This window comes from Atopobium sp. oral taxon 416, from assembly GCF_018128285.1.
Classification (GTDB): domain Bacteria; phylum Actinomycetota; class Coriobacteriia; order Coriobacteriales; family Atopobiaceae; genus Olsenella_L.
This window is the reverse complement of sequence record NZ_CP072380.1, coordinates 1,809,036-1,821,094: the sequence shown is the minus strand read 5'-3', so window position 1 is coordinate 1,821,094 and position 12,059 is coordinate 1,809,036. Positions and strand designations below refer to the sequence as shown.

At 56.9% G+C, this 12,059-nt stretch carries 11 protein-coding genes; all 11 read left to right on the top strand.

Annotation, left to right across the window (positions count from 1 at the left end; all coding sequences use genetic code 11):
- Positions 1–23: 23 nt before the first annotated feature.
- The 11 genes from J4859_RS09595 (at position 24) to rpmA (ending at position 11,948) form a co-directional block, all read left to right on the top strand.
- Positions 24–1,076, top strand: coding sequence for a zinc ribbon domain-containing protein (locus J4859_RS09595; RefSeq protein WP_212329402.1), 1,053 nt, complete (start codon positions 24–26; stop codon positions 1,074–1,076).
- A 1,131-nt stretch (positions 1,077–2,207) separates the two neighbouring features.
- Positions 2,208–2,762 (top strand): peptidylprolyl isomerase, encoded by a 555-nt coding sequence (locus tag J4859_RS09590; protein ID WP_212329400.1) that lies wholly within the window; start codon positions 2,208–2,210, stop codon positions 2,760–2,762.
- A gap of 38 nt (positions 2,763–2,800) precedes the next feature.
- The gene (locus J4859_RS09585; RefSeq protein WP_212329398.1) at positions 2,801–4,102 is read left to right on the top strand and encodes a lipopolysaccharide assembly protein LapB; all 1,302 of its coding nucleotides are present in this window, start codon (positions 2,801–2,803) and stop codon (positions 4,100–4,102) included.
- Between the two features lie 53 nt (positions 4,103–4,155).
- Positions 4,156–5,199 (top strand): rod shape-determining protein, encoded by a 1,044-nt coding sequence (locus tag J4859_RS09580; RefSeq protein WP_212329396.1) that lies wholly within the window; start codon positions 4,156–4,158, stop codon positions 5,197–5,199.
- A gap of 74 nt (positions 5,200–5,273) precedes the next feature.
- A complete protein-coding gene (gene mreC, locus J4859_RS09575) occupies positions 5,274–6,206 on the top strand; it encodes a rod shape-determining protein MreC (protein WP_249113587.1) in 933 nt (310 codons plus the stop codon).
- A gap of 42 nt (positions 6,207–6,248) precedes the next feature.
- Positions 6,249–6,845, top strand: a complete 597-nt coding sequence (mreD, locus tag J4859_RS09570) for a rod shape-determining protein MreD (RefSeq protein WP_212329392.1) — start codon at positions 6,249–6,251, stop codon at positions 6,843–6,845.
- On the top strand, positions 6,846–8,885 hold the full coding sequence (gene mrdA, locus J4859_RS09565; RefSeq protein ID WP_371812021.1) for a penicillin-binding protein 2: 2,040 nt from the start codon (positions 6,846–6,848) through the stop codon (positions 8,883–8,885).
- Between the two features lie 10 nt (positions 8,886–8,895).
- Positions 8,896–10,128, top strand: coding sequence for an FtsW/RodA/SpoVE family cell cycle protein (locus tag J4859_RS09560; protein WP_249113586.1), 1,233 nt, complete (start codon positions 8,896–8,898; stop codon positions 10,126–10,128).
- A gap of 30 nt (positions 10,129–10,158) precedes the next feature.
- Positions 10,159–11,169: a hypothetical protein gene (locus J4859_RS09555; protein ID WP_212329390.1), complete on the top strand. Its 1,011-nt coding sequence runs from the start codon at positions 10,159–10,161 to the stop codon at positions 11,167–11,169.
- A 185-nt stretch (positions 11,170–11,354) separates the two neighbouring features.
- The gene (gene rplU / locus J4859_RS09550) at positions 11,355–11,663 is read left to right on the top strand and encodes a 50S ribosomal protein L21 (RefSeq protein ID WP_212329388.1); all 309 of its coding nucleotides are present in this window, start codon (positions 11,355–11,357) and stop codon (positions 11,661–11,663) included.
- Positions 11,664–11,699: 36 nt separating this feature from the next.
- A complete protein-coding gene (rpmA, locus tag J4859_RS09545) occupies positions 11,700–11,948 on the top strand; it encodes a 50S ribosomal protein L27 (protein ID WP_212329386.1) in 249 nt (82 codons plus the stop codon).
- Positions 11,949–12,059: the final 111 nt, after the last annotated feature.

The following is a 12,059-nucleotide window of genomic DNA, read 5'->3' as shown; positions in this document are numbered from 1 at the left end:
TGTGTCGGGGCTTGGAGGAAGGTTTGATTTGCCCATATTGTGGAACACACATTGCTGACGGCCTTACGATCTGCCCGGCATGCCACGCAGATCTGACGAAAGCGGTTCCGGACGCTTCAGCGATACAGACTGAGCGATACTGCAAGAGTTGCGGCGCGCTGATCCCTGAAGGGGCTACGGTGTGTCCCAACTGCGGCATGCCGGTTGAGGAAGAGGCGATACAGCCTGCCGAAAAGGCTGCGGTCCAGCTCCAGCAGCAACAGGAAAAGCCCCATCTGGCGAGCGCGATTCCGGCAGCCTCGGATCCCTATTCTGCGACTACCGCCAATGAGCGTATGCCGCGCCGGAGGGTGTTCCTCGTCTCGTTTATCGCAGCCTTGATCGTGGTCGGTGGCGCGGTGCTGCTGATCACGCAGCCTTGGAACCCGGATCCTTATTCGCTCAAAGCCACGGAGGCGGCGGATACGTCGATGGCGGGGTTTCCGGGGGAGCGCAGCAAGCTCGCGAGCCAGGACAGCGACATCAACGATGCCACCAAAAATGGGGACCAGCAGATCTTTGAGGAGGTCAACAACTACTATGCCGACCTCGGGGACCTGAAGGATAAGCTCTACTCAAGTGAGCAGAGTCTGCGTGATGCCCTCGATTCGCGTAACCCCGACTATACGCAGGGGTACCAGACCGCACAGCAGGACGCCAACGACCTGAGCAACCTGATCAACAAGATTCAGGACATCGACACCTCGACCGGCACCTATAACGACGATATCAACAACATCACGACCCTGGGTAACTGGCTGCGTAACTGGTCGGATGAGTTGATGAATGCTTGGGCCAAAGCAAACGGGGGAGACACGGACAAAGACGACGTGCTCTTTGGGCTTGACTCGGCCAAGCGTGACGATGGGAAGAACTCGTATCAGGCGCTCTTTGAGCAGAACTATGATTCCTGGAAGCCTCAGGAGAAGGACTCAAGCGATTCTGACTCGGGCGATTCAAACGATTCGGATTCAAATAATTCCAGCGATTCCGGTAATTCGGATAGTGCAGGCTCAGATGCAAATAACTCTAACTGATGTCTAAAGCTTCCCGCCTCAAATTCCCCTACCAACTGCAATGTCTGAAAGTGAAAGACGTCCCAGGGTGTCTTGTTAGCGAGGCATCTATTCGGTCTTAGGTTGGTAGCATTCGTATAGAGCTGTCTGACTTCAGATAAGGTGGCATCAGGAAAGCTTGTACACTTTGGGAGGTACTCTTAGATAGGGCCATAGCTGTCTTTCAACGCTCACTTTTTGTCACAGGTGATAAGGCAGACAGAAGAGAAACTTAGCTTTCAGTGTCTGTGTGACATCTCTGTGCTGTGCAGATCTCTTTGTCTCTCTTTGGTGTGCTGGTCTTGACAGGACAACCAAATACAGCAAGCTTTCCTGTCTCAGTTACAGCTTGTGCTGTATGTGTCTGTGCAAAAGGTAGCGCTTAGGTATCTTGTGCTTCCTGCTGACAAGTGTAAGGCCCCTTATCTTTCCCACAGTGTGCTATCTGCCTTCTCAGTCTTTGATCCTTAAAGCGCTCCTCTGCCTTATCAGGTCTGTCGGCGACATCGTGGGGAACTCGATACGTACAAGACCAAGCTATCTTTAAGTGTGCGATCACTGATAGCTCTGCAGAGCGTGGCACAGGCTACAGGAGATGATCCCTTCTTTAGTGTGGGTCTTCCTGTGATCTGTTGTGGTGATAGCTGACAGTTGACAGTCTTGTCCTGCACACAGGCACAAAGGCTCTTTGAGACTTCACTGCCTGTGCCTGTTGCAGTGCCCCTGTACAACAGATGCCTCTGTATCGTATATCGGATACTTCCCGGTTGCATGAGCTTGTTGCAGACTTACAAGCTATGGTCGACTTGTTGCGGTGTAGCTTTCTGACAATCTTGGGATGTGTCTTTGCCTTCAGTGTGGGAAAGCGGGACATCTTCTCGCTTCTCTAAGCTAAGATGATGGTAGCAGCCCAGGGCAGCCTCCTTTGATTGTTTTTCGCGGATACCATCGCATTGCGAGAGACCCCGGGTCGCTGTTCTTTAATCCTCGCTGTTGCACTAGCAATGAGGATTCACCCATAAACTCTCTGCCGAAACTGTGAAAGGGTTTATGTGCTGGTAGAATTGGACATTGGATTTTCAGCTGTACTGTGAACCTTTTCAGGAGGAATTCATGGGTTTATTCAATAAGGGGGCGCTCTATACCCCGAACTATAAGGTTACTGGAGACGAAATCGCCGTCTTCAAGACCAATAAGGGCACCGTCAAGGTGAAGCTTGACGGGGAGGGCGCTGCGATCCATGTGGCTAACTTCTGCGAGCTGGCGAACAAGGGCTTCTACAATGGGCTCAAGTTCCACCGCTATGTCTCGAACTTCGTGATTCAGGGTGGAGACCCGAATACGCGTGACATGTCCAGTGAGGATGTCGCCGCGGGCAAGATGGGCCCGCACGGGATGCCGGGCACCGGCGGTCCGGGCTACTCGATCAGGCACGAGTGGGACGTGAATCCCCGCAATAGCCACGAGGATGGGGCGCTGGCGATGGCACGGAGTCAGATGCCCGACTCTGCCGGTTCGCAGTTCTATTTCTGCTTGGGACCACAGCATTTTCTCGATCCGAACTATACGGTCTTCGGCCAGACAATTGAGGGACTCGACGTAGTGAAGAGCCTGCGCGCAGGCGACACGATCGAATCGGTTACGATTGAGAACGGTGAAGACGCTTAAAACTGATACAACTTCTGTGGCATGTGGAGGTGCTGTAGGTGGATAAACAGGCGTATCAGGCTGGCAAAGCAGCCTATCAGTCAGGTGATTTCAACAGGGCTATCGAACAGCTCGTGAATGCGGTTGACGGTGCAGGCGGAAACGGTGCTGCTGAGCACATGCTCGGTAACGCCTACATGAGGCTGGGCCGCTATGGGGATGCGATTGGCGCCTATACCAAGGCGCTCTCTGATACGAGTTACGGAAGGGTTGGCCCGCTGAACTCAAACCGTGGGCGTGCCTACCTTGCTAAAAATGACCCCGACAGCGCGATCGACAGCCTTCAGGCTGCCGTGGCCGATGATAACTACCACAAGAAATACAAGGCATATCTCGCTTTAGGTCAGGCCTATGAGGTGAAGGACGACCCGAAGAATGCGGGAATCGCCTACCGCAGCGCGGCAATCGATGAGAATAATCCGGATCCTGCCCTGGCACTGCGTCGGTTAGGCCGCAGCTTCATCGAGCTGCACCGCCCGGTTGATGCGGTTGAGGCCTACCGTACCGCGATCGACTTCGCCACCCCGATGGAGAACCAGAATACGATCTACGCGGAGCTCGGTATGGCCTATGTGGCGGCCAACCGCATGAGCGAGGCTGTGGATGCGTTTGCACATGCGACCTCCGACGGCACCTACCGTCTGAGCACCGATATGCAGATTGCCTATGACGCCGCGAAGCGCTCCGTGGCTGCCAACAGCGCAAGCAGCCCTTCGGATACCGATGCACTGCTGCAGCGCGCAGGCTATGGGAAGAACGCAGATAACACTTACGACCCACTTGACCCGCTTGGCAAGTCCGGGCAGATGATGCCGTCACCGGATGAGTCCGGTTTCTTCTCTGTCTCTGAGGAGGACCTCGTTAAGGCAGACAAGAAGAAGCGTAAAGAGCAGCGCAAAGAGAAGCATACCGGACGCAAGGTCGCGATCACGATTGTGATTATTCTGGCCATCGTCCTCGGTGTCGGCGGCTATGCCTACTATCGTGGATATGGCTATCCGTCCCAGAGCGATGTGATCGCTTCGCTTTTCTCTGCGAAGACCTCGGGCCGCGATGAGGATGCCTACCTGTCCGACAGTCTAAGCGATGCACAGCGCACGCAGATTGAGGCAATTATCCCTTCCGGCGCTTCCGTCACCGTCGAGGGGCTCGATCAGTCTGCCCAGGATTCCACCGCCCGCATCAATGCCCATCTCTCCTCCGGTGAGGATCAGAAGTATACGGTCTCCTTGGTGCGCGACGGCCTCAGCTGGAAGGTCTCAGACATCCAGCTGTCCTACGATTCGAACATCAATAGTTAAAGGGTCAGTTTCACTGGGTAAGAATCAGAACGATATATGAAAGATAGGGAATAATGTCCTTCCTTGATTCTATATTTGGCGAGTATGGTGGAGACTTGGCAATCGATCTCGGCACCGCTAATACCCTCGTATCTGTGCGGGGGGAAGGTATCGTTCTGAATGAACCTTCTGTTGTCGCAATCGATAAGGAACAGCAGCGGGTGCTTGCTGTCGGTATGGACGCAAAGCGCATGATCGGGCGGACCCCTGGCTCGATCATTGCGGAGCGCCCTCTCAAAGATGGCGTGATCGCTGACTTTGACGTGACCGAAGTCATGCTGCGCTACTTTATCGACAAAGCGCGTGAGCGCAAATATCCGTGGTCGCCCAGGCCCCGCGTGGTCGTGTGCGTTCCCTCTGGGGTCACCTCGGTTGAGAAGCGTGCAGTCTTTGAGGCGACGATTGCGGCAGGGGCGCGTCAGGCCTATCTGATCGAAGAGCCGATGGCGGCTGCGATCGGAGCGGATCTGCCGATCGAGGATCCGACCGGATCCATGATCGTCGATATCGGAGGGGGAACCACGGAGGTCGCCGTAATATCGATGGGTGGTATCGTGGTCTCTCAGTCCATCCGCGTCGCTGGGGATGAGTTCGACCGGACCATCCTCGAGCATGTCCGTGACGTTTACAACCTCTCGATCGGTGAGCGTACCGCAGAGGACATCAAGATCAAAGTCGGCTCCGCGGCACCTTTGGCAGAAGAGCTGGACGTTGAAGTCAACGGCCGCGACGTTCTGACCGGTATGCCGAAGACGGTACGGATCGAATCCGAAGAGATCCGCCGCGCCTTGGATAAGCCTCTCGACGAGGTGACCAAAGCAGTCAAGGACACGCTCGATGTGACCCCGCCTGATCTGGCTTCTGACCTGATGTACTACGGTATCCTTCTGACCGGAGGAGGCGGGCTTCTGCGTGGTCTCGATCAGCGCCTGCGCGATGAGACCGGCGTCCCGGTCAATGTTTCGCCCACCGCACTTGAAAACGTCGTCAACGGCTGCGCGAAGGTGCTCGATGCCAATGCGCTTTCAGGCGGCTTTGTGCAAAGTGCCGGGTTATAGGTATGCTGGGTATGAACACAGGCTTTCAAAGAAATGATCGAGGGTCCTCAGGAGGCCGGCTGACCATCGTTTTGGTGGCCATCTCGATCATCCTGTTCACCGTGAGCGCCCGTGGGGGAGACACCGGGTTTCTGGGCGGCCTGCGCTCGTTCTACCAGACGATCACCCTGCCGATCAGCTATATCGGCACCGTCGTGTCGCGGCCTTTCCAGGGGATCGGGAACGCCGTGAGCAACATGACAGCGGATGAGGCAACCCTTCAGGACCTTGAGAGTGAGAACAGACAGCTGAAGGCTGAGAATACCCAGCTGAAGGAGTCGCAGGAGACTGCGACCCGCCTGCAGGCCTTACTCGATCTGCAAGACAGCTACAACCTCCAGTCCACCGCTGCCCACATTATCAATGCCTCAAGGGATTCCTGGTCGGATACTGTGACGATCGATAAGGGAAGCGCAGATGGCTTGGATGTAGGCATGGCGGTCACCGACTCCTCAGGTGTGATCGGCCAGATCTCGCAGGTGAGTGCCGATTCTGCGACGGTTCGCCTGATCGCTGATGCGAACTCCGGCGTCGCTGCGATGGTGCAGGAAAGCCGGGCGCAGGGGATGCTCAACGGCTCTGCGGACGGGACGCTCTCGCTCAACATGATCCGTACCGACCAGGCTGTCAACGTCGGCGATGTGGTGGTCACGAGCGGTCTGGGCGGCGTCTATCCGAAGGGATTGCCGCTGGGCACTGTCTCGGCGGTCGACAAGCTCGACGGGGCGCTCTACTACACGATCAGTGTAACGCCTGCTGCCACGACGGAAAGCTACGAAGAGGTATTGGTGATTACCTCACTGACCTCAGGCCAGTCCGCCACCTCAGACGATATTGCAGAGGCGGACGCGCAGGAAGGCATGAGCACGGGCAAGTTCGATGAGGATAGCTCCCCCGAGGGCGGCCGCAATGCTTCGAATAACCAGTCAGACACCACCACGAATTCGAATACCAGCTCATCCAATTGATGTGCTCTCAATACAGACAACTCGACGTTAGAGATATTTGCTATGCAGATCACGAATACGAACAGAAGTCGGCGCGACATCCTGATCTTGGGGCTGATCTGCCTTGTGCTGCAGCTCGCTGTCTCGCCCCTCATCGGTATCGCCTCCGGCCATGCCAATTTTGCCTTTATCTTTTCCGCAATTGTGGCCCTGAGCATCGGTGGGACGACCGGGGTCATCTATGGCTTTATCGCCGGCCTGCTCTTCGATCTGGGAGCGACGAGCCCGATTGGGTTGATGGCACTGCTGTTGACCGTGAGCTCCTATTTTCTGGGCACCGAGTGCCGCAACCGTATCAGTGACGATCCCCGCAATGCCTTCGCCTGCTGTACGCTGGCAGCCTTTGTGGTCTCGCTGCTCTATAGCCTAGCGATGCCTTTGGTAGGGCAGGCAGATTCCTTTGTCGACATCTTTGTGATGCGCGCGCTGCCTTCCTTTTTCCTCACCTGGCTCTTCTCGATTCCGTTCTGCCTCTACTACGCCCGCTCTGAGGGGCAGGGGAGATCTCCCTCGGGAGGCCTCAAGCTGGGCATTGACTCCGCTCCGCTGAGCACCAAAGACCTCAACCGTGCACGCCACTATGTCTTTCGCAAGCGCTAGGTGACCGACGTGAGTCTGGCTCAAATCATCATTCTGGTCATTGCCATTGTCGCCGCCGTCGCGGTCGTGATCCTGCTGCTGTCTCGCGGTGAAGCCCGCTTTACCTTCGATATCGGCGGCGCCACCCCGAAGGCTTCCGGCGGGGAGGATAACTCCGGTGGCACGACCCTCAGAAACCGCATCTTAGGCCTCGGGATCTTCTCCGGGGGTATCATCGGCGTGCTGCTCGCACGCCTGTGGGGGATGCAGCTTATCTCCTCAGATGAATATACGCAGCAGGCGGAGTCGAACCGCACACGGACGATTTCACTCATGGCGCCCCGGGGCAGGATTTTGGCCCGTGACGGCACCGAGCTCGTGACCAACCGTCCTTCGCTTGCGGTGGTGGCACAGGCTGATGTGGCAAACGATGACCTGGAATTGCAACTGCTGAGCAACCTCTTGGGGATCCCGAAGATGGCGGTCAAGCGCAGAATCGAGGACACCGCCGAGGGGACCCAGTCCAACCGCACCGTGATGGTCGATGTCTCCCGGCGCGTGGTGGCCTACCTTGAGGAGCACCCCGATATCTTCCCGGGTATCACGGTCGAGCAGCGCACACAGCGCAGCTATCCGTTTGGATCCATGGCGGGACAGGTGCTCGGCTACACCGGCCCGGTCACGACCGATCAGCTCGAGGCCTCCCAGGAGGATACGAGCGAGGACGCGATCCAGTACCACTCCGGTGACACCGTGGGGCAGGCTGGTGTCGAGTCACAGTATGAGAGGGTGCTGCAGGGTGTGCGTGGCGAGCAGACGGTCTACGTCGATGCGAACGGCAACGTCACCTCTTACTCCACCACGGTCGACCCACAGAGCGGCTCCGATGTGGTACTGACCCTCGATCCCAAGATCCAACAGGCCTGCGAGAGTGGCCTTGCCCGTGCGATCAAGGCGGCAGTGGACACCGGCTACAGAGACTGCAAGACCGGCGCGATCGTGTGCATGGACTGTACCAACGGGGAGATTTTGGGGATGGCGTCAGCGCCCACCTTCTCTCCCCCCGTCTTTATCGGCGGCATCTCCAACGATGACTGGAATGAGCTCAACTCAGAGCAGAGCGAATACCCGTTGCTGAACCGGGCGATCCAGGGGCAGTATTGCTCCGCCTCCACGATCAAGCCCTTCACGGCCTTTGCAGCGCTCTCCAACGGGATCGCCACCCCGAACTCGACCTATGTCTGCACCGGCAAGTGGACCGGCTTTGGGGCCGACTATCCGCAGTACTGCTGGAACCATAACGGGCATGGGACGATGACCATCGAGTCAGGCATCACCTACTCCTGCGACGTCGTCTTCTACGAGATAGGCAAAGCCTTCTATTATTCCGACAATCCCGAAGCCCAGCAGGACCACCTGCGCTACTGGGGCTTAGGCTCACCCTACAATATCGATCTGCCCTATGAGGCGTCGGGACGTGTGCCGGATGCCGAGTGGAAAAAGGAATACTACAAGGATTACAGTGAGGATGAGCAGACCTGGCACGGCGGAGACCAGACGAACATCTCCATCGGCCAAGGAGACATTCTGGTGACCCCGCTGCAGATGTGCTGCGCCTATGCGGGCATCGCGACGGAAGGTACCATCTGGCGGCCGCACATCCTGAAATCGGTGCAGGCCCCCGGGGGAGCCGGCACAGTTCTGGAGTACCAAGATGAGGTAGCCCACCAGATCCTTGAGCAGCCTGACTACTTCGCGTTGGTCAAGCGGGGACTCAGAGGCGTTATCACCAAGGAGAGCCGCAACATCATTCAGCACTACCAATCCCTCGATGTCCCGGTCGCCGGCAAAACCGGTACGGGCGAGGTCGCGGGGCAATCTCCGGTCGGTTGGTTTGTCGCCTACGCACCCGCCGATGATCCGAAGTACGTTTGCGCCTGCGTGGTCGACAACGGCGGCTACGGTGAGAATACCGCAATGCGCGGGGTCCGTGATGTCTTCGGCGCCATTTGGAACCAGCCTGACAATTCAGACGCTACCAGTACAACCGGCGCTCGCTAGGAGGTATGAGGTGCCCTACAGAGTCACAACTAGAAGAAATAAGGCAAGCGGCTTTGACCGCCTGATGGCGCGCCTGAGCGCGCTCGATCGGTCCCGCAGAGCCCACCGATCAACGCGGAGAGGCAATGTGATCTCCAACAACTTCTATCTGCCGCAGCTGATCCCGGCGCTTCTGCTCGTTGCCTTCGGGCTCGTCGTCCAGTGGTCGGCGTCCCTCTCAATCTCCGAAGCGAGCCTGCCCCGTCAGGTGGTCGGCGTGCTGATTGGCCTGGCGCTTGCAGCGCTCCTGTGGCACTACGACTACCGCGCCTTCGCGGCGATGCGCACCCCGCTCCTCATAATTGATGCGATCCTCCTGCTGCTGCCCTCACTGCCCTTCATCGGCGTCAGCGCTAAGGGCATGACCGGCTGGGTCCAGATCCCGGGTTTGGGTGTGCGCTTCCAACCTTCAGAGCTCGCGAAGCTCGTGACGATCCTGATGCTGGCTTCTGCAGCCTCTGACTACAACGGAAAGATCAAATCCTTTGAGGACTATGCCCGGCTTTGCGGCTTGTTGCTCATTCCCCTCATCTTGATCATGACGCAGCCGGACTTGGGCACCGGCCTCATTATCCTGATCACCGGCGCCTGCATCATTATCTGCGGCGGTGCGGATTCCAAGTGGGTGTTAGCGACGATCGCGCTCATCGTTATAGCCACCTGGTTCGTGATCTTCAGTTTCATGACCGACGGGATGCCCCATATCATGAAGGAATACCAGCTGAACCGCCTGCTCGTCTTTGTTGACCCCTCGGTGGATCCGACCGGGGACGGCTACAACTTGCAGCAGGCCAAGATCGCGGTCGGCTCCGGTGGGCTCTTCGGTCGCGGCATCGCAAATGCGACCCAGACTATCTCTGGCTTTCTGCCTGAGGCGCACACCGACTTTGTGTTCGCGCTGCTCTCTGAGGAGTTCGGCTTCATCGGCGCCCTCACCCTGCTTCTGCTCTTTGGCTGGATGATTTTGGCGACGGTCTCCCTCGCCTTGAAAGTGGAACCGATCTTTGCAAAGCTTATCTTGGTCGGTGTGATTGCCATGTGGTCTTTCCAGGTGCTTGAAAACGTGGGAATGTGCATTGGTATCATGCCTATCACAGGTATACCGCTCCCGTTTATCAGCTTCGGTTCCTCTTCGATGGTGGCGCAGCTCATGGCAGTCGGACTCGTGCAGTCCATCTACCACTATCGGACGAAGCCCGCATAAGGGATCTGCATACAAAGGAGTCAAACGCTTATGGCACGAACAAAACAAAGCATCCCCTTTAAGAGTATCGCTGAAATCTTTCAGGCAGCCCGCGCAGCCGATGCACGAGCCCAAGGAGAGCTCAAGGTAGAGATCCTGATGGGCATCGGCTCAACGCCGGACCAGATCCGTGCGGTGAAGGAGGCTTTCGTCCCGGAGACCTCTCACGCCTCAGTGCTGGTGTGGGACCTCAATTCCCGTGCTGAGATTGCCCCGGACGCTGACTGCGGCCTCGTGGTGGTGCTCGTGGGGGATCAGACAGACAAGGCGAAGCAGATTGTGACCCGCTGCTCGGTGCAGGGGGTTTCCTGTGTGCTGATCTCCTCTACGGCGCTTGAGTTACCTGCCCTCGATGAGGCGGAAGAGATCGCGGCGGATACCGTGGTGGGGACCGACTACAACACGGTGCAGGAGCAGCTGGCACAGTGTCTCGCGCTCAATATCAACCGTATCGGCCTGGCGGCCAACTTCCCGTTCATGCGTGAGGAGGTCGCTCAGGTCCTCATGCAGGAGAGCGCGGCAGCCAATGCCGGCGTCGGTGCCCTTGCGTTTATCCCGGGCTCCGATTTCCCGCTCATGGTTGTGCAGCAGGAGAAGCTCGCCCTCGATCTGATGGGGGCCTACGGCAAGAGCATGAGTACCGAGCGTCTGATCGATATGGTCGGTGTCGTGGGTATCGGAACCTTCTGGCGCTACATTGCCCGCTCGGTGGCTGGCTTGGTCCCGGGCTTCGGCTGGCTCATCAAAGCCGCAATCGCCTACAGCGGCACGCTGGCGGACGGCAAAGCGATCCAGGCACATCTGACCGGCAACGTTGATCTCACCTCACAGCTGGGCAAGCTCAAGGACCTCTTTGTGACAGTAACCGGGGAGCCGAATCCGGCAGTCTCAGCCAAACCGGCGGAAAAGAAGGATGAGCCGGTGATCGTTGCGCTCGATCACACGCTGCCCGATACCGAAGAGGTGGAAGACGATGGAGAGGGGTACATCACCCTGGATTAGGCTGATCGCCTCAACCTGCAGCGGGCGCGCTTCCACATGCGTCAATCGTTTTGATCAAAAGTTGGAGAAAATGTTATACTAAAACTCCTTGTGCAGGTAGTTCCTACTTTTTAATTGACGGTCAAATACAGCGCGAGTAGAATACATAGCTGTTGCACTCAATACAGCAATGAAGGGTTTTAAACATGTACGCAATCGTATCGACGGGCGGAAAGCAATACAAGGTTGCCAACGGTGATACCATCGACGTCGAGAAACTCGACGCAAAGCCGGGCGACACAGTATCGCTGGATGTACTGATGCTCAACGATGACAAAAATATCGTTGTCGACAAGGGCGCCCTCTTTGGCAAGAAGGTTAGCGCAAAGGTGCTGGAGCAGTTTAAGGGTGAGAAGAAAGTCGTCTTCAAGTTCAAGAAGCGTAAGCGCTATCAGCGCAAGAACGGTCATCGTCAACAGTTGACCAAACTCCAGATAACGGAGATTCCGGCATAAGTACTCGTTTTATTGAAATAGTTAGGTAGGTTTGACATGGCTCACAAGAAAGGTGGCGGCTCCTCTCGTAATGGCCGCGATTCAGGTGGTCAGCGTCTCGGTACCAAGCGTTTTGGTGGCCAGTATGTAAAGGTCGGCGAGGTTATTGTCCGTCAGTGTGGTACCCACATTGTCCCGGGCGAGAATGTGGGACGCGGCAAGGACGATACGCTCTTTGCGCTCGCTGACGGCAAAGTTGAGTTCACGCAGGGTCTCAAGCACAAGGTACATGTCCGCACGGCCTAGAGCCTGAGGATTCGTGTGTCTTGATTGCTGAACAAAGCATAGTTAAGCGTATGGGCGGCCATCATGAGGTGGTCGCTTTTTCTATGTATATGGGCTGATCCTAAGGGTTCT

Excerpts from the sequence above, each read along its gene's own strand:
- J4859_RS09555 (WP_212329390.1), top strand. The coding sequence starts at position 10,159 with ATGGCACGAACAAAACAAAGCATCCCCTTTAAGAGTATCGCTGAAATC.
- rplU (WP_212329388.1), top strand. The coding sequence starts at position 11,355 with ATGTACGCAATCGTATCGACGGGCGGAAAGCAATACAAGGTTGCCAAC.
- J4859_RS09590 (WP_212329400.1), top strand. The coding sequence starts at position 2,208 with ATGGGTTTATTCAATAAGGGGGCGCTCTATACCCCGAACTATAAGGTT.
- rpmA (WP_212329386.1), top strand. The coding sequence starts at position 11,700 with ATGGCTCACAAGAAAGGTGGCGGCTCCTCTCGTAATGGCCGCGATTCA.
- J4859_RS09580 (WP_212329396.1), top strand. The coding sequence starts at position 4,156 with ATGTCCTTCCTTGATTCTATATTTGGCGAGTATGGTGGAGACTTGGCA.
- mreD (WP_212329392.1), top strand. The coding sequence starts at position 6,249 with ATGCAGATCACGAATACGAACAGAAGTCGGCGCGACATCCTGATCTTG.